Below are 17468 nucleotides of genomic sequence, written 5' to 3' on the forward strand. Positions count from 1 at the left end.
GAAATGGATATACCTGATTAAAGGATGTTAATTCCAATTATACCTAACTTTTAGCGGATGATGGAGAGATGAAATGAAGCAGCTACCGATTATGCAGGTGCTCCCTGACCTGAAAAGAATACTTACAGATACTACTGCAGCAATACTGATCGCAGAGCCTGGAGCAGGGAAGACAACAGGCACCCCTCCGGCTTTTTTGGACGAGCCTTGGCTGGCCGGAAAAACCATTCTTATGCTGGAGCCCAGACGACTCGCAGCCCGTTCAGCTGCTGCTTATATGGCTTCCCGCCTGGGGGAAAGTGTCGGGCAGACGGTCGGGTACCGTATGCGGATGGATACCAAGGTGGGCAGGAATACGCGTATTGTTGTGGTTACAGAAGGTGTATTAACGAGAATGCTGCAAAGCGATCCTTCACTAGGTGATGTTGGACTCGTTATCTTCGATGAATTTCATGAGCGTAGCCTGCATGCTGATCTGGGGCTTGCGCTGGCGCTCGAAGCACAGAGTGTGCTGCGTGAGGATCTGCGCATTCTGGTGATGTCGGCGACACTGGATGGCGAGCGGGTATCCGCCCTGCTTGGCGGGGCACAGGTAGTGAATTGTCCGGGACGGACCTATCCGGTAGAAACGGTGTATGTGCCGGGCCCGGACAAGGTATATCCCGAGATAGCGGCGGCGGCTGCCGTGCGCCGGGCACTTGCCGAGCAGCCGGGGGATGTGCTCGTCTTCCTGCCGGGCGAGCGGGAGATCCGCCGGACGGAGCAGGAGCTGGCCTCAGGCGGTCTTCCGCAGGGAACCGTGCTGCGTCCGCTCTATGGCCAGCTGCCGCAGCAGATGCAGGATGCGGCAGTCGCGGCGGCTGTACCTGGCGAACGCAAGGTCGTACTGGCGACATCCATCGCCGAGACCAGTCTGACGATTGAAGGTGTGCGCACGGTGATTGACACGGGTCTAAGACGGACACAGGTGTTCTCTCCGCGCACCGGTATGCCGCGGCTGACGACGGTGCCGGTCTCGAAGGCCTCGGCGGATCAGCGGCGCGGCCGGGCAGGCCGCACGGCGCCGGGTGTGTGCTACCGGCTGTGGAGCCGGGAGGAGCAAGACCGCCTTCCGGACGATAACGTACCGGAGATTATGGAGACCGACCTGGCGCAGCTCGCCCTGGAGCTGGCGCTGTGGGGCGTGCCGGAGCCCGGAGCGCTCGCCTGGCTCGACGCGCCGCCTGCCGCGCCTTACGCGCAGGCCACGGCGCTGCTGCGCCAGCTCGGCGCGCTGGACGCCGGCGGCGCCATCACGCCGCACGGCCGCAACATGGCCGCGCTCGGCGCGCACCCGCGCATCGCGCACATGCTGCTGCGCGCGGCAGACCTGGCAGCGGCGCCGCTCGCAGCACAGCTCGCGGCGCTGCTGCAGGAGCGGGACCTCTTCAAGGGTCCCGCGGCACTAAGCAGCGACCTCACGCTGCGCGTGGAGGCGCTGCTCGGGTCTGGAAGCTCCGCTGCTGGCGGCGGAGCGGACCCGCAGGCTCTTCGCGCGGTGCAGCGTGAGAGCCGCAATTTCCTGGCGCAGCTGCAGGCAGCGCCGGGAGAAGCCATAGACAACATCAGCCTCAGCGGGCTGCTGTTGTCGTTCGCCTATCCCGACCGCATCGGGCAGAAACGCGGCGATGGCGCGTTTCTGCTCTCCGGCGGCCGGGGGGCGGCGATGCGCGAAGGGCAGCCGCTTGCGCGTTCGCCCTATATTGTGGCGCCCGGCGTGGATGACCGTGCCGGGCAGAGCCGGATTATGCTTGCCGCAGAGCTCTCCGAGCAGGATCTGCTGAAGCATCATGCGGATAGCCTTCTTGAAGAACGCGAAGTCTATTGGGACAATGAGAGCGGAAGCGTGAAGGCACGCAGAGTAACCCGGCTGGGTGCACTCATCCTGAAGGAGACTACCCATGAACGCGCAACCCCAGAGGAGACGGAACACGTACTGCTCAAGGTGATTGCTGCAGAAGGGCTGGAGCGGCTGCCGTGGGACAAGGGAACAATCCAGCTGCGGCAGCGGATGGGGTTCCTGCATGCCTTGCGGGCGGACTTTCCCGATATGTCCGATGCTGCGTTATGTGATACCCTGGACGATTGGCTGGCACCGTATATCCACGGAATGCGCAATCTGCGTGACCTGCAGCGTGTGAATCTGACACAGGCTTTGGAGAATATGCTGGACTGGAACAGCAGGCAGACCCTGAATAGAGAAGCGCCCACACATATTACCGTGCCTAGCGGGTCGCGCGTTCCACTGGATTACAGCAATCCGGGATCGCCGGTTTTGGCGGTGAGACTGCAGGAAATGTTCGGGCAGATTGATACACCGAGGATTGGCGGGGGGAAGGTTCCGGTGCTGCTGCATCTGCTGTCTCCGGCCAGAAGGCCGATGCAGGTCACTTCAGACCTGGCAAGCTTCTGGGGCGGAACTTACTTTGAGGTCAAGAAAGACTTGAAGGGCCGCTATCCCAAGCACTACTGGCCGGATGATCCGCTGCAGGCCATTCCAACCAACCGCACCCGTCCGTCCAAATAAACATTTTTGCATAATAACGCAAATTAGCCCGCAAAGAGTTGGAATCGCTGTTTGGCGCACCTGTGAACGGGTAATACAATAGCGAACGACAATTTCGAAGGAGGGCTTCAAGTGGCAGATAAAATCGTAGGTGTATTTGATACAGAACAAGAAGCGACCAGAGCGATTGAAAGTTTACAGAGCCAAGGATTTACTAACGACGATATTTCAGTCATTACACGTGATCGTGATGATTTAAAAAGCATTTCCGAGGATACAGGAACGATGGCACCGGAAGGCGTAGCAACAGGAGCGGCGACCGGAGGCGTAGTCGGCGGGATCACCGGATTACTCGCAGGAATCGGCGCACTGGCCATCCCGGGGATAGGACCGATTCTCGCAGCCGGTCCCATTGTAGCAACATTAACAGGTGCTGCAATTGGCGCAGGAGCAGGCGGACTGGTGGGCGGATTAATCGGACTTGGAATTCCGGAGGATGAAGCCAGGGATTACGAAGGATACGTGGACAGCGGCAAAATCCTCGTGCTAGTTGATGACAACGGCCGCGGCAGGGATATCCATAATGTCTTCCGGGGCAACCGTTCGCTCAACGCCAGCCGTTACGACAGCCGCTATACGGATGATACCGTAAATGGGACGCTAGCAGACCGCGGACCTACGAATCCGGATATTATTCCGGAGGATACGAGAGTTGGCAACACGCTGGGCAACAGAGGCGCGATGAACGTCGACAGCGATCCTGATCTGTACAATCGCGACAAATTCTAAATGGGTAAATTGGCCTAAGCATGATCATAGATGATATATGAAAGCAAGGACTGCCTATCAGGGATTTTGGCCTGGGGCAGTCCTTGTTTCTTTAGTTAACTACCCACTCAGCGGAAGGCTAAATAAGTGTTTTGGTCATTATATAATCTGTCTGTTCCTCATCCCCCATATAGAAAGAGTGCGTACCGGTCTGAGCAAACCCCATTTTTGCATAAAAAGCAATCGCACTCCCGTTTCTTTCCCAGACGCCCAGCCAGACCTTTTCTTTATTCTGTTCTACAGCAATATCTATAGCTTTATTTATCAAATATTTCCCTAAACCCTGTTTGTGAAAAGCTCTCCTGAGATAGATCCGTTCAATCTCAAGCGAATCATTACCCATGCTTTCAGATTGTGCGGCATTCATGTTTACCTTCAAGTACCCGGCAATTTCCGCTTTAGAATAGATGAAATAGAATTCAGAAGAGGCTGTTGATAGTTCCTTTTTTAATTGCTCCTTGTTAAAGGCTTTGTCTACATAGGCTTGCATAACTTCAGCTGAATTTTGATGCTCAAACGTCTCTTTGAAGGTTTCAACACTAATTTCTTGAAGTAAACTCAAATCATCTTCCAAGCATTTTTTTATAAATATACTCATTACTATTCCTCCTTAAATCCTGCACGAAATACAACATTTCCCGCAAAATATCGAGTGTATTCGAAAATTGTTGTACAAATTGCAGCATTTTTCAATATTCAAGCGTCTAAGCGGGGCGATTGTTGTATTTCATACAACAATTTTTAAGAATCACCTAGTATCAATACATACAAGTTGTAAAATTTACAACATTTAGGTTTTCGCTGACACAGAACCATTTTTGCGATCTTGCCATGCTGCTACTAGCTCCTAAGAGTTGATCTGCGCCACGCCATTGATCTGCTAATAATATTTTTTACAACCTATAAAAAATAGTACATAATTTATGTTGCATTTACAATAAAAAAATTCCTGGTAAAAAAGTGTATTTTCAATACATGAAAAAATTCATAATAGAAGCTCTAGCTTATAAACAAATCTAAGATACAAAGAAAAACCAAAAAAAACAAACTAAAAATTAATTAAAAAAATGAAAAAATATAGAAGCACTTGGATAAAATCAAATGAACCCATTAAACAAAATCAAGTGAAGAGTAGGGGAAAATCAGTATACTATTGTTGCGATAGCATTACATGAAAAATTCACAATAGAAACAAGAAATAAGATACAAGAACCTAGGAGCAAGGAACAAGGAGCAAGGAAAAAGTGAATATAGAACAATTTCACCTCAACGGGTGATCGAGAGGGAAAAGACCAATTGCACATTATAATACAACCTTGAACTTGAAGGGCTTTTCCTAACAGATCGGCGTATGAAGTAGACAGAGGGTTCAGGGATCGTCCTGAAATGCCTAGGTTTAAGCTCATTGACAAGGTGACAGATTTCTCAGCGCCAGCAATTTTAAACTCAAGCTACAGCCGCACAGTTATCGATGCAATCAAATTCTGTAATTTCAACATATGAAAAATTCACAATAGAAATAGAAACACAAAAAACTCCTGCCTGTCCAGCTTCATTCTATAAAATTCAACTCCCCACGTACCTAACTAACTTTTCAAAATGGAAAAAGGAACTTTACTTCAAACCTCCCGGTGTCCTTGATTTTCACTTCAGGATAACTTGTTGTGAAAGATGGGAAATAGGGTTTATACTAAGGTTATAAGGAAATCAAAACCAAATGAAAAGAATCCAAAACAAAAAACACCCAGGAGGTGTCCTATGGCGTTTATGATTGCCCAGCGGGCGTTTATAAAGGTATATCTGATTACAATGGTGGAGCAGCATAAAGGTTACGGGTATCAGATGCTGGAGGATCTGCGGAGAGATTTCAAAGCGTATGGGTATTCTCCTCCCCAGAGTGAAATTTACCGTGCGCTGCATGAGTTAGTACAGCAGGGGATACTGTACCGCACGAAGCAGTTAAAGGGCAGTGATCCCAAAGTCGATTTCCAGGAAATTGTTCTATACCATTTCACTGCCGACGGGGAGGAGAAAGCCAGACTATATAAGAAGCAGGTGAAGACTGATCTGGACCGCTGTCTTGGGATACTCAATAAGGCGGTAGCAGATAACTTTTGAAGCTAATCTGTTACTCCCTGGTCCTGTCCGTATCTCAGGAATCCTCTTCCTCCGTATCCTGACCGGGAGGAGTTACAGGTGAGCTTGCGCTGCCGTAATCTTCAACAGCTTCCCAGGCACCGGCGTCATCGAATCTTCCGCTATGCTCCTGCCGTCCTTGGCCTGCGCCGGAAGGCGGAGGCGTCATTACTTCTTCTTCCACGGGACGTACGCCGGAGTTCTGGCTGGCAGGGGCATATTCAATGGCGTAACGGGTATAGGGGATGGCTTCAAGACGTTCATAAGGAATCTCTTGTTTGCTGATTTCACAGATGCCATAAGTACCGTCTTCGATCCGCTGCAGTGCAGCTTCAATATCGGTTAATTCTTCGGATAGCGAAGTGTTGATGGACAGGTCGCGGCTGCGTTCAAAGGTTTCGGTTCCTGTATCTGCAGGGTGGTTATCTACAGAAGAGAGTTCACCCGTAGAGAGTGTGAGTGAATCGCCAAGCAGGCTGTCTTCAGCCCCATTGCTGGAGAAATGCTGTTCAAGCTCTGTTCTGCGCTCCTCAAGTAATTGCTGGAGCTTAGTCAACTCTGATTTTGATAAGTGGCTCATCTGATCATCTTCCTTTCGGGTGTGCGTAGTGGTTATACTGTTGTAATCTTTCCTTACCCTATTGTCTCAGGGAGCAATCAGCAGGCTTAGCTATGTTGAAATGCAACTTTAGTGATGTTTTCAGGTTGCTTTCACCCTGTTATAATGATTACTGCCGGATGAATGCAGCATATACTTGGAGGTTACTTAAATGGACGAACATATGAAACGCCGGTTGGACAAGCAAAGAAAGCTGTTCAGCCAGCTCGGTATTACCCTGGATGCACTTACGATTCATGAGAAGGAATTCAGCATGAAGCTTCGCGGCTACGATGCCGAGGAAGTTGATACATTTCTGGATAGCGTAATTAAGGATTATGAGCGGTTCTATGCCACCATTGCGGATCTGATGGATAAGTGGCAGGAACAGCAGATTGAAATGAAGGAGCTGAAGGCCGAGGCCAAGTCAGCAGCAGCGCCTGTTCCTGTTATCAAGGGGATCGATCCGTTAGATCTGGAAGAGATTATTATTAAACTGGAAGCTAATGTACGGCAGCTCAAGGACAGATTGCCGCGTACAGAAGGATATTTGTAGACACGCATTCCAGGTAATAAGACTACTTGTTAACTTTCGCCCCAGCAATTACAATTATAGGGAAATGCAGTATATTATAACGCAAGATGGGGGTTGGACCATTGCCGGAGAAGCATGCGTGGAGCTTGAAGATCCGTGGCAAAATCGCACTTGGATATGTCATCATCTTATTAATGCTGGGTCTGTTTCTGGTTATCGTCTCCAACAGGATTACCAGCCTGGAGAAAGAAACAGTGTTCCTGAGCGACCATGATATCGAGGTTCATGAACTTACATATCAAATTGAGAAAAATGTATTGGATATGGAGACCGGCCAAAGAGGATATGCCCTTACCGGGGACGAGTCCTACCTGGAGCCGTATAACAACGGACTTGTGGAGTGGCGGATCAATTTTGCGAAGCTAAACAGTCTGATTTCAGATAATCCGGAGCAAGTCGGGAACCTGAATAATATTTCAGATAATATTGAGAAGTGGATTGATGTTGCGGGCCAATATGTGGTAGATCTGAAGAAGAATGGTCAGAATGAGGCAGTTAGTGCTTTTTTTCGCAATGATTCCGGGAAAAGTGTTGTTGATTCAATTCGATCACAGTCTGATTACTTCCGTGATATTGAGCGTAGTCTTACCAACGAGCGTATAAACAATCTTAAAGACAGCAACCAAAAGCTGCTCATTACAATGTACATTCTCTGGGGATTAGTTGCCGTGTTAGCGTCACTGATTACGTATCTGCTCTCTGCCAGCATTGTGAATCCTTTGCACAGTGTAATCCAGGCAATAAACGGTATTGCCAGTGGAGGAAATAGGTCGGATCGGATTAAAGTGAAGACGTTTGACGAGGTCTTTGAATTAGGTGAAGCGACCAACGGCCTGCTGGACACAGTGCAGAGGGATCAATGGACCAGCGAACAGCTTACTTCAATGTCCATTGCGCTTCAGGAAACGACAGATATGCCTTCATTATGCAGAATTTTTGTCAACCGGTTGTCGGTGATGTTGGAGATGCAGTATGCCACTATTTTCGTGCTAAGTCGTGAAGAATTGTTCGAACGGACATACTCCTATGCAGGAGCGGAGAATAAGGAAGCCCGTCTAGGTGCGGATATTATCCAGCCGGGAGTGGGTCTTGTTGGGCAGTGCGCGCTGGATCAGCGGGTTAACATTATAGAGCATCTGCCAGAGGATTATATATATATCTCTTCCGGTTTGGGCAGGACCCCTCCGCGGTTTGCGGTTATAGCTCCAATTGTTTTTGAAAACAAGACGTTAGCTGTACTGGAGATTGCTGCGCTTACACGCTGGGCGCCTTATCATTTCGAGCTGCTGGATGAATTGCTGCAGATGATGGGAGTTACCGTTAATTCCGTAATGACGCGTATGGAGATTCAGAAGCTCCTGCGTGATTCACAGGTTATGAATGAAGAGCTGCAGGTGCAATCCGAAGAGCTTCAGGTGCAGTCTGAGGAGCTTCAGGTACAGACGGAGGAGCTGCAGAACCAGACCAGTGAATTGCTGAACGTAAACAAGGAGCTTGAGGATCAGAAGTCTGTGGCAGAGAACGCAGCCATAGAGCTGGAGAGGTACAATGAACAGCTTGAGCTTAGTTCCCGCTATAAATCGGAGTTTCTGGCCAATATGTCTCATGAACTGCGCACACCGCTTAATAGCATGCTGATTCTCTCACAGTTGCTTACAGAGAACCGCAATCATACATTAACTGAAGAAGAACAGGGGTATGCCTCTGTAATTTACAATTCCGGCAGTGATCTGCTGAGTATGATTAATGATATTCTTGACCTCTCCAAGGTGGAAGCCGGCAAAATGCTGGTGGAAATGGATGCTGTTAATCTTACAGAGCTGCCGTCGCTGCTGCAGGGTTATTTCGGTAAGCTGGCTGAGGGAAGGAATTTAGAGTTTGAGGTGACTCTTGGAGCAGAGGTCCCGGATTTGTTCTTCACCGATGAAATGAGGATGCACCAGATCCTGCGCAATCTGCTGTCCAATGCGTTCAAATTCACAGAGCAGGGTTCTGTCATTGTTGAGATCCGTAAACTGGATTCTTACTCGGATATGAATTATGCAGCGAACGACTCATTACTGTCCTTTGCAGTCAAAGATACCGGTATCGGCATTTCTGCTGAGAACCGCGAGCTGATCTTTGAGGCCTTCCGCCAGGCAGACGGGACGACGGCCCGCAGATTCGGAGGAACCGGATTAGGACTATCCATCTCGCTTCAATTAGCCAAGCTTCTGGGAGGACATATCAGCCTGGAGAGTGAAGAGGGGGAAGGCAGCACGTTCACGCTCTACCTTCCATGCCGTGAGCTGGACAGCGGGGAAGAGTCTGATAATCTCCCGGGGCAGACTCAGGCTGCCGCAGCGTCTGAACAGACAGCATCTGCTCAGCGGGGGACGCTGGACAACAGCAAAGATTTGCTGTTTGAGAAAGAATATGAGAAGCTTCACGGCAGAACTGTTCTGATTGTAGACGATGACTCGCGCAATATTTTTGCACTGCAGAAGGGTCTGGAGCCGTATGGAATGAACGTTCTGACTGCCCAGACTGGTTATGAATGTCTGCAGATTGTCAGAGAACAGGCCGATGTGGATATCGTATTGCTGGACATCATGATGCCGAATCTGGACGGCTACGATACCTTGTCTATTATCCGGGAAGAGCTATTACTCACAGAGCTTCCGATCATTGCAATTTCCGCCAAGACCATGAAAGAGGACCGCGAACGGTGCCTGACGGCCGGGGCTACTGATTTCATGAGCAAACCGGTAGTAATGAAAGAGGTCGTCACCCGGATGTGCCGCTGGATACAGGATCGCGTTTAACAAACATTCAACTGAAGAGTCAGGACAGAACTCTTTCTACAGAGTTCTGACTGACTCTTTTTAATACGATAACAAGTAGTGATTATGCATAAATACTGAATAGTGGTGCAGACTACATTGATCCGGTCAGGCTGGTCGGGGCAAAACTTGACTTTTTGAAATAGCCATTGACGGAATACAAGGTATGATTTATTATGAGATCATAAATGATCATTTATATGCAAACGGCGTGTTACCTTAACAGGGCATGAGCCAAGATCTGATCTCATTCATTTGAGTCAGTCTTGGCTCTTTTTTGTGCGAAAAATCAGGCAATGGACGGAAAGGAGGGAGAACTTGGCGAGGGAAAATGAACAATTTCAGGTTCTGCGGGTGATTGGAAATAATGTCGTAATGGTTCAAGGAGGCAAAAAAAGCAAGGAATACGTAATTATCGGCAAGGGCATCGGCTTCGCGCTTAAAGACGCAGGTGTGATTGATGCGGATGATCCCCGGATTGAGAAGCTGTTTCGGCTGGAGGACCGGGAGGAATGGAGCCAGTATCAGATTCTGCTGGAAGATATAGATCCCAAAGTCATGAGGATAACGGATGAGATTATTTCGGATATCGCCCGTGAGTTTCCCGGCAAGTTAAACGACAAGATCTATTTGGCGCTCCCGAGCCATATCCAGTTCACCATTTTCCGCTTGCGGAGCGGGATGGACATTGTCAATCCATTTCTTGAGGAAACCCGGATGACCTTCCCCAAAGAATTTGAGATCGCTTACAAGGCGGCGGAGAAGATCAGTGCGGAATTCGAGGTGCGGATCCCGGAAGATGAAGTCGGATTCCTAACCTATCATGTCTATTCCGCGGTCAGCAATGTGCCGGTTGGCCAGCTGGTTAAAGCCTCCAATATCGTAAGCGATCTGATGGATATGATCCGCAATGAACGCAATATCATTTTTGAACAGGGCAGTATGAACCATGTCCGGCTGATGGTTCACCTGAGATTCTCTATTGAACGGATTCTGCAGGGTTCGCTCATTGATAATCCATTCGTGAAGCACATCAAGAAAGAATACAAAGATGAATACAAGCTGGCCCTCAAAATGGGAAAGATCATGCAAGGCAAGCTCGGTGTAGACGTGCCGGAAGAAGAGATATGCTTCCTCGCCATGCATCTGCACCGGTTATTCCAGACCTTAGAGAAAAACAAATAGCAGCGGCAAGGAGTGACATTTATGTTTTCCAGATGGAAATCAAAAAAAGAAGAGAAACATGCTGAAGCAAGTATTGAGATACCCGCTCCGGTCAGCGGGCAGGCTGTTCCGCTAACTGACGTACCGGATGAGACGTTTGCCGGCGGGCATATGGGCAAGGGAATTGCCATAGAACCGACCGAGGGCAGATTAATCGCTCCCTTTGACGGAATAATTGCCCATGTTGTCAAAACTAATCACGCACTTATCCTGGAGCATTCCTCCGGTCTGCAGCTGCTGATGCATATTGGGATCGATACGGTCAGCCTGAAGGGAAACGGCTTCATCAGCAATATTGCCACCGGAGATGAAGTGAAAGCAGGCCAAACGCTGATTGAGTTCGATCTCGAGGCGATACGGACTGCGGGTTACCGGACCATTACACCGGTCATTGTGACCAGTAACGCGGAGTATACGCCGGTTGTGGACTTCCATTACGGCTCCGTTACTGCAGGGAAGAACAGTATTCTTACAGTGGCTTCAAAGCTATAAAAACATAGACATACTAATATGAAACCGGGAGATGATTTCATTATGTTAGCTTTTTTACAGAAGTTGGGTAAATCATTGATGCTTCCAGTCGCAACATTGCCGGCGGCAGCGATTCTGCAAGGGTTCGCACTCATTAACTATGAGAAGGATTTCCATATGGGGGCAGCAGGCAGATTCCTGAATCAATATGTTGCACCGTTCCTTAATGCAGGCGCAGGTGCAATCTTCGGCAACCTTGCTCTTATCTTTGCCATTGGGGTGGCTATCGGATTCGCAGGGGATGCAGTAGCCGCGCTGTCGGCACTCATAGCTTATCAGATTCTTGACAGTATTCTCAAAGTAATTCCGGCCCAAATGCCATTCATCGGTGACGATGTTAAACTAAATATGGGTGTACTCGGCGGTATCTTTGCCGGAGCCTGGGCAGCATTCCTGTACAAGAAATATCACAATATCAAGATGCCGGATTGGCTTGGCTTCTTCGCAGGCAAACGTTTCGTTCCTATCATTACTGCAGTGACTACAATGGTCCTTGCTGTTCTGCTCGGTATGATCTGGAGTCCAATCCAGGATGTAATCAGTGACTTCGGTACCTGGGTCGTCGGTCTGGGAGCTGTAGGTGCATTTATCTTCGGCACCGCCAACCGTCTGTTGATTCCTTTTGGTCTGCATCATGTCATTAACGCAATTGCCTGGTTCCAGCTTGGTGATTTCACGAACGTTGCCGGAGATATTGTACACGGTGACCTGACACGCTTCTTCGCCGGAGATAAATCTGCAGGGATATTCATGACAGGCTTTTTCCCGATTATGATGTTCGCGCTGCCTGGTGCGGCACTGGCATTTATTCATACAGCCAAGCCTGAGAAACGCAAAATGGTTGCTTCCATCTTTATCGGTTCGGCGATTGCCTCCTTCCTGACGGGTATTACTGAGCCTTTGGAATTCTCTTTCATGTTCCTTGCGCCGGCTCTGTATGTTGTACACGCTTTGCTTACCGGTTTTGCCGGATTCCTCATGTATGTGCTGGATGTGAAGCTCGGGTTCGGTTTCTCTGCCGGGTTAATTGACTACCTGCTTAACATGAAGCTCTCCACCAATGCGTGGGTACTCATTCCTGTGGGGCTTGCATTCTTCGTTCTGTACTATGTGCTGTTCCGGTTCATTATCGTCAAGTTCAATCTCAAAACACCAGGCCGTGAAGATGACACGGATGATGAAATTATTGACCTGACCAAAGGCGGGGGAACAGTATCGGCTTCTTCCAGAGCTGCTAAAATTCTGGAGAACATCGGCGGCCCTGCGAACATCCGCAGCATCGATGCCTGCATTACCCGTCTGCGTCTTAACGTCAATGATGATAAGGCGGTTAAAGACTCCGCACTCAAGCAGCTCGGCGCTTCCGGTGTAATGAGACTGGGTCAAGGGGCCGTACAGATTGTATTCGGACCACAGTCCGAACAGATTAAGGATGATATCAAAAAGCTGATGTAACACTGCAGCATACTGGCTATTCCAAAGCGGACATCTTAGATGTCTGCTTTTTTTTACGCAAACTATTGCAATATACATAATACCGAGTATAATACTTGGTATAAAGAAATTAAGGAGTCGGTACACATGTCAATCGATGATTATCTGGATCTTCTAAATTACGCCATAGCAATTAACGATGAACAGTGGCAGGCTGATCTCCTGGATCGCTTGAAGAACTATAAAGATCTTGCGGAAGAACAGAAACAAGTGGATAGCGTACGGGAGCTGTGGTCACGGTTCGATCATATTAACTTCATGCTGCTGCAGTTGTTCGATAAGCTGAGAGATCATGAGGACGCTGAGGATAGCGATCAGTGGAAAACGCAGATTTGGGAGCTGAAGATGGAGCGGATCACCGTAGCCAAACAGATTCAAGAGCGGTATATCAAGATCAGATAATTAAGAAGTAAGCGGAGATATGAAAAGGTAAATATAGAGGAATAATAAATAGATATAAAATAGTAATAAAAAAAGACATAAAAAATGGCATGCAGTTAGTCTGCTCTGCCATGATATGCGAATATACTGTTAGAGTGAATTTAGCGGATTCACTTCAACGAATTGCGGTACTTATTTGGACATTTGCATTCCTTCACGCATCATGGTCATACACATGGTCATCATTTCATCGCACTCTTGCATTTTCTTCATCATCATGTCCATATCCATGTCCATCATGCCCATTTCGGTCATTTTTTCCATGCACATTTTCATGTTCTTCATCTTACACATCATGTCTTCCATACACATGTTCATCATCATTTCCATACACATCTTTTCCATCGTTAGCTCCACCTCTCAATTTATAATAGCTTACACTTTTAAAATTACTATATTTTACCGCCCAGAGCAACCTGTCTATACTAAATATGTGCGATATTTCTTTAAATTTTGTCACATTTATGGATATTCTGACCTTGCAGATGGTAATTATATGAATACTTAACATGGTCATGTTGGGTATGGGAAGTGCCTGTGTAACTGAATAATCATCGAACTTAAGGCCCCACTTGGTGGGGCTATTTTGCGTATCGGCAGGTCTTATGGTAAGAATGTGAATGAGCTTTTTGAACGGCGATGATACAAATCGGCTCCAGTCTTCGTCTTACTTATAGCTGCAGCGGATAAGGAGGATTACCCTGATGGAAATTCCGGAATCAGACAACTTTAAATCTATTTTTTATACACATTATCCAATCGTGCGCCGAAAGCTGGCGGCACTTGTAAGGGATGAGAGTGCCGCCGATGATCTGGCGCAGGAGGTCTTTCTCAGACTGTACAGAAATCCGCCGGATGATCCCGAAGCCCTGGGCGCCTGGCTGCATAGAGTGCTTACACGGATTGGATACGATTACCTGAACAAACAAGTTCGGGAGCGAAGGCTGATTAATAAGCAGGAGTTAATGTACGACACAGATGCCTCTGCCCCTACGGGGGAAGATGTAGTACTGGGCAAGCTGGACCAGGAAGATGTACGGAATTGGCTGGACGGGCTTCCCGAGCGGGACCGGCAGGCTCTGCTGCTTAAGTATTCAGGTTACAGCTATGCGGAAATCGCAGGGGAGCTCGGTGTGAATCCGCCGGTGGTTGGCACGCTGTTAAGCCGGGCTACCGCCAAATTGAAACAGCATGCGGTGAAGTCGCTTCCGCAAGAATAATATCATCAGGGAGGAATGAAGCAATGAACAATAGAGCACACGGGAATTCTCAGCCTGCGGGAACAGACGAGGCTTGGGCGAAATTGCAGGAGAAGCTCGGACAAGAACCTGTGAATCCGGTTTGGGCGGATTGGGGTAAGCAGGAGGCGGTTGTAGCGGGACAAATAGAGGAAGCAGTTAATACAGATTCTGCAGCAAGCGGAATAGACTCTATAGCAGCAAGAGCAGGAGAAAATACAGGTTCAGAGCTTCCGCAGAAAACCGTCCGGAAATCACGCGGGCCTGTGCTGAACCGGAGACGAAAGTGGGCTGCAGGGGCTGCAGGGGTTGCTATCTTCGCCGCTATTCTGGCAACTCCTGTAGGCAATACCGCCATGGCAGCTATCCTGAACCAGTTCCGGATGCAGGATGTAGCTGTAGTGGAAGAGAGCGATCTGCGTGATATGTTCTATCAGGTGAGCGGAGAAGGGAATTTCCAGAAGACGATGAATTCCTTTGGCACCTTCTCTGTAGCTAACGGATCTATCGAGGGTAAGCTCCCGGTAGAGGAAATGCAGGGAGTGCTGGGATATGAACCCCTGAAGGGGCAGGATTTGGCTGCCATTAAGACTGTAGGAGTAAACGCATCCCGTGATATTACCCTGACGCTGAATGTGGATGAAGTGAATCAGGCGTTGAAGCGTGTAGGTTCGAACGATCTGCTGCCTGAGTCTGTGGACGGCAAACCGCTCACCCTGCATTTGCCGGAAATTGTGAATTATGACTTGTCTCCAGATGAGGAGCATTGGGCTACTCTGTCGCAGATGAATACACCTGTAGTTACCGTTGATCCTTCTATAGATATGGATGAAGCGTTGGATGCGGTAGTTAACTTTCCGCTAATTCCCGATTATCTGAGAAGCGACCTGCAGAAGAGCCGGATTCTGTCCGGTGATATTCCAATGCCGCTGATAAAGGGCAGCAATGATGAACAGATTACGGTAGCCGACACCCCTGTTATTCTTACCGAAATGAAGTTCAGCAGAGGCTACAGCTATTCTGCAGTCTGGGTCCAGGATGGTCAGATGCTCCAGCTTACGGGTGGAGATGTCTATCCGGATAGAGATCAATTCATTCAGAAAGTACAGGAGTTGATCACGCAATGAGCAGCGCACCTGCAATTGATGCTAACGCCCTGACCAAGGAATATAATAACGGACGCGGTTGCCGGGATGTTACCATCACTGTGGGGAAAGGGGAAGCCTTTGGCTTCCTCGGCCCCAACGGCGCCGGCAAGAGTACCTTCGTCAAAATGCTGGTGGGACTCATCTCACCAACTGGCGGGAATGCTTCCATACTGGGTCATCCGCTGGGTTCTCTTGAAGCGAAAGCCAAGATTGGTTACTTGCCGGAGCTATACCGTTATCAGGAGTGGCTGACAGGAGAAGAGGTAGTCAGACTGCATGCCAGGCTATGCCGGATCGAGAGGACATTGGCGGATAAAAGGATTCCGCAGCTCTTGCAGGAGGTTGGCATCGGGCAGCGCGGGAAGGACCGGGTGAAGCATTATTCCAAGGGAATGCAGCAGCGGCTGGGACTGGCCTGTGCGCTGGTCAATGAGCCGGAGCTTATTTTTCTCGATGAGCCTTCATCAGCCCTTGATCCAATCGGGAGAATGGAAGTGCGGATGATTCTGGAGCGGCTGAAGGAGCGCGGGATCACGATTTTTCTCAACTCACATTTGCTTGAGGATGTTGAAGTGCTGTGCGACCGGATGGCTCTGCTTAATAACGGGGCGGTCCTGCGGCACGGCAAAGTATCAGAGATGCTGAGCCAGCGGACCCGCTGGCAGTTCAAAGTGGGCGGCTACACGCCTTTTTTGCTGTCCTGGCTGAATGAGCACACGGGGCTAAACATCAGACACTCGGATGCTGGAGCTGAAAGAACGGAGCAGGGAAACGGACAAGAACCGGAAGCTGGCAGCAGTGTCGTGTGGCTGGAAGCAGAATTGGATAACGAAGAGCAGGCGGGCTGGCTGAACGGACTTATTGTGGAGCAGGGGATGACTTTATATGAAGTAACCCGCAAAAAAGAGCGGCTGGAGGAGTGGTTCATGGATGCTGTGTCCGGACTCAGCCATAGGGGGGAACGCGAATGAGCACCATCCTTGCGATGACCTGGAAGGAAATGCTGCGCAAAAAGGTGATGCTGCTGACCCTGCTGCTTACATTTGTATTTCTGATCGCCTTCTGGTTTGTGGCCGATACGGTTGGAAAGAATAACCCGGGAGCAGGTTCAGTACATAACGGGAGCGAGCTGATCACACGATTTACTAACGGTGCCTTTATCCTTAGTCTGGGTTTCTTCTTCGGCGCATTTGTCATCGCCTTTCTGGCAATCTTCAGCTCGTTCTCGGTGATTGCCGGAGAAGCCGAGCAGGGTGTCATGCAGGCATTACTGCCCCGGCCGCTGCCGCGCTGGAAATGGTATCTCGGACGCTGGCTCGGCTTCGTAACGCTGGGCGTAGCTTATGCTTTCATTCTATTTCTGGCTATCCTGCTGATCACAAGCTTCCATGCGAGTGTTCCCAAAGATCCGGCAGCACTAGTGAAGTCATTTCTTCTGTTTGCTTCTGTGGTTCCATTGTTAATCTGCGTGTCCATGCTGGGTTCAGGGATCTTCTCGGCGCTGGGGAACGGCGTATTCATGACGATGCTCTATGGGGCTGGGTTTCTGGGAGGAATGCTTGATAAGCTTAGCGGATCACTGCGGCTGGAGAATGATGCGCTGAATGTGCTGCATAATTTGACCGGAATCATTTCAATGCTGATGCCGGCGGATGCTTTGCAGCGGAGAATGACCGCCGAGCTGTTCAGTCTGAATGAGATTGGCGGTCTTGTTTCGCTTAGTAACGGCGGACTCAGCATCATTAATATCAGTGCGTACCCGTCAGTGTCATTCATCGTTTATGCTGTGTGTTATACCATAATTGCATTTGCGGTAGGAATTCTGCATTTTCAGCGCAAAGATTTATAAGACAAACAAACAGCGCCCT

At 49.1% G+C, this 17468-nt stretch carries 16 protein-coding genes; 13 read left to right on the forward strand and 3 right to left on the reverse strand.

Going from position 1 to position 17468, the window contains the following annotated elements; all coding sequences use genetic code 11:
- The first annotated feature begins 73 nt into the window (after nucleotides 1-73).
- Entirely contained in the window at nucleotides 74-2566 is a 2493-nt protein-coding gene (hrpB, locus tag PBOR_RS16285; RefSeq protein WP_042213358.1) for an ATP-dependent helicase HrpB, read from the forward strand.
- A 111-nt stretch (nucleotides 2567-2677) separates the two neighbouring features.
- A complete protein-coding gene (locus PBOR_RS16290) occupies nucleotides 2678-3334 on the forward strand; it encodes a general stress protein (protein WP_042213361.1) in 657 nt (218 codons plus the stop codon).
- Between the two features lie 118 nt (nucleotides 3335-3452).
- On the opposite strand, the gene paiA is transcribed toward PBOR_RS16290, so the two are convergent.
- Nucleotides 3453-3971 (reverse strand): spermidine/spermine N(1)-acetyltransferase, encoded by a 519-nt coding sequence (gene paiA, locus PBOR_RS16295; protein WP_042213363.1) that lies wholly within the window; start codon nucleotides 3969-3971, stop codon nucleotides 3453-3455.
- A 1160-nt stretch (nucleotides 3972-5131) separates the two neighbouring features.
- On the opposite strand from paiA, the gene PBOR_RS16300 reads away from it, so the two are divergent.
- On the forward strand, nucleotides 5132-5491 hold the full coding sequence (locus PBOR_RS16300; RefSeq protein WP_042213366.1) for a replication termination protein: 360 nt from the start codon (nucleotides 5132-5134) through the stop codon (nucleotides 5489-5491).
- Between the two features lie 34 nt (nucleotides 5492-5525).
- On the opposite strand, the gene PBOR_RS16305 is transcribed toward PBOR_RS16300, so the two are convergent.
- Nucleotides 5526-6065 (reverse strand): TraR/DksA C4-type zinc finger protein, encoded by a 540-nt coding sequence (locus PBOR_RS16305; protein ID WP_425415526.1) that lies wholly within the window; start codon nucleotides 6063-6065, stop codon nucleotides 5526-5528.
- Nucleotides 6066-6279: 214 nt separating this feature from the next.
- On the opposite strand from PBOR_RS16305, the gene PBOR_RS16310 reads away from it, so the two are divergent.
- From PBOR_RS16310 to PBOR_RS16335, 6 genes are all read left to right on the forward strand, one after another.
- Nucleotides 6280-6663, forward strand: a complete 384-nt coding sequence (locus PBOR_RS16310; RefSeq protein ID WP_042213371.1) for a DivIVA domain-containing protein — start codon at nucleotides 6280-6282, stop codon at nucleotides 6661-6663.
- A 101-nt stretch (nucleotides 6664-6764) separates the two neighbouring features.
- Entirely contained in the window at nucleotides 6765-9506 is a 2742-nt protein-coding gene (locus PBOR_RS16315) for a CHASE3 domain-containing protein (protein WP_052429502.1), read from the forward strand.
- A 336-nt stretch (nucleotides 9507-9842) separates the two neighbouring features.
- Nucleotides 9843-10709: a PRD domain-containing protein gene (locus PBOR_RS16320; RefSeq protein ID WP_081972071.1), complete on the forward strand. Its 867-nt coding sequence runs from the start codon at nucleotides 9843-9845 to the stop codon at nucleotides 10707-10709.
- Between the two features lie 21 nt (nucleotides 10710-10730).
- A complete protein-coding gene (locus PBOR_RS16325; RefSeq protein WP_042213378.1) occupies nucleotides 10731-11240 on the forward strand; it encodes a PTS sugar transporter subunit IIA in 510 nt (169 codons plus the stop codon).
- Nucleotides 11241-11282: 42 nt separating this feature from the next.
- Nucleotides 11283-12734: an N-acetylglucosamine-specific PTS transporter subunit IIBC gene (nagE, locus tag PBOR_RS16330; protein WP_042213380.1), complete on the forward strand. Its 1452-nt coding sequence runs from the start codon at nucleotides 11283-11285 to the stop codon at nucleotides 12732-12734.
- Between the two features lie 126 nt (nucleotides 12735-12860).
- On the forward strand, nucleotides 12861-13175 hold the full coding sequence (locus PBOR_RS16335) for a hypothetical protein (RefSeq protein WP_042213382.1): 315 nt from the start codon (nucleotides 12861-12863) through the stop codon (nucleotides 13173-13175).
- A gap of 171 nt (nucleotides 13176-13346) precedes the next feature.
- Here PBOR_RS16335 and PBOR_RS16340 read toward each other — a convergent pair whose 3' ends face one another.
- Nucleotides 13347-13559, reverse strand: a complete 213-nt coding sequence (locus PBOR_RS16340; protein ID WP_039292850.1) for a hypothetical protein — start codon at nucleotides 13557-13559, stop codon at nucleotides 13347-13349.
- A gap of 359 nt (nucleotides 13560-13918) precedes the next feature.
- On the opposite strand from PBOR_RS16340, the gene PBOR_RS16345 reads away from it, so the two are divergent.
- The 4 genes from PBOR_RS16345 to PBOR_RS16360 are packed head-to-tail and all read left to right on the forward strand — an operon-like array spanning nucleotide 13919 to nucleotide 17449.
- On the forward strand, nucleotides 13919-14434 hold the full coding sequence (locus PBOR_RS16345; protein WP_042213385.1) for a sigma-70 family RNA polymerase sigma factor: 516 nt from the start codon (nucleotides 13919-13921) through the stop codon (nucleotides 14432-14434).
- 23 nt (nucleotides 14435-14457) lie between these two features.
- Complete coding sequence (locus tag PBOR_RS16350) at nucleotides 14458-15579, forward strand: hypothetical protein (RefSeq protein WP_042213388.1); 1122 nt, start codon at nucleotides 14458-14460, stop codon at nucleotides 15577-15579.
- A complete protein-coding gene (locus PBOR_RS16355; protein ID WP_042213390.1) occupies nucleotides 15576-16571 on the forward strand; it encodes an ABC transporter ATP-binding protein in 996 nt (331 codons plus the stop codon). The genes PBOR_RS16350 and PBOR_RS16355 overlap by 4 nt, the downstream gene beginning before the upstream one ends.
- The gene (locus PBOR_RS16360; RefSeq protein WP_042213392.1) at nucleotides 16568-17449 is read left to right on the forward strand and encodes an ABC transporter permease; all 882 of its coding nucleotides are present in this window, start codon (nucleotides 16568-16570) and stop codon (nucleotides 17447-17449) included. The genes PBOR_RS16355 and PBOR_RS16360 overlap by 4 nt, the downstream gene beginning before the upstream one ends.
- The last annotated feature ends 19 nt before the right edge of the window (nucleotides 17450-17468 follow it).

It is taken from the genome of Paenibacillus borealis (assembly GCF_000758665.1).
Taxonomy (GTDB): domain Bacteria; phylum Bacillota; class Bacilli; order Paenibacillales; family Paenibacillaceae; genus Paenibacillus_AQ; species Paenibacillus_AQ borealis.

Coding starts and splice junctions, on each gene's coding strand:
- hrpB (WP_042213358.1), top strand. CDS start 74: ATGAAGCAGCTACCGATTATGCAGGTGCTCCCTGACCTGAAAAGAATA.
- paiA (WP_042213363.1), bottom strand. CDS start 3,971: ATGAGTATATTTATAAAAAAATGCTTGGAAGATGATTTGAGTTTACTT.
- PBOR_RS16300 (WP_042213366.1), top strand. CDS start 5,132: ATGGCGTTTATGATTGCCCAGCGGGCGTTTATAAAGGTATATCTGATT.
- PBOR_RS16310 (WP_042213371.1), top strand. CDS start 6,280: ATGGACGAACATATGAAACGCCGGTTGGACAAGCAAAGAAAGCTGTTC.
- PBOR_RS16325 (WP_042213378.1), top strand. CDS start 10,731: ATGTTTTCCAGATGGAAATCAAAAAAAGAAGAGAAACATGCTGAAGCA.
- nagE (WP_042213380.1), top strand. CDS start 11,283: ATGTTAGCTTTTTTACAGAAGTTGGGTAAATCATTGATGCTTCCAGTC.
- PBOR_RS16335 (WP_042213382.1), top strand. CDS start 12,861: ATGTCAATCGATGATTATCTGGATCTTCTAAATTACGCCATAGCAATT.
- PBOR_RS16340 (WP_039292850.1), bottom strand. CDS start 13,559: ATGGAAAAGATGTGTATGGAAATGATGATGAACATGTGTATGGAAGAC.
- PBOR_RS16345 (WP_042213385.1), top strand. CDS start 13,919: ATGGAAATTCCGGAATCAGACAACTTTAAATCTATTTTTTATACACAT.
- PBOR_RS16350 (WP_042213388.1), top strand. CDS start 14,458: ATGAACAATAGAGCACACGGGAATTCTCAGCCTGCGGGAACAGACGAG.
- PBOR_RS16355 (WP_042213390.1), top strand. CDS start 15,576: ATGAGCAGCGCACCTGCAATTGATGCTAACGCCCTGACCAAGGAATAT.
- PBOR_RS16360 (WP_042213392.1), top strand. CDS start 16,568: ATGAGCACCATCCTTGCGATGACCTGGAAGGAAATGCTGCGCAAAAAG.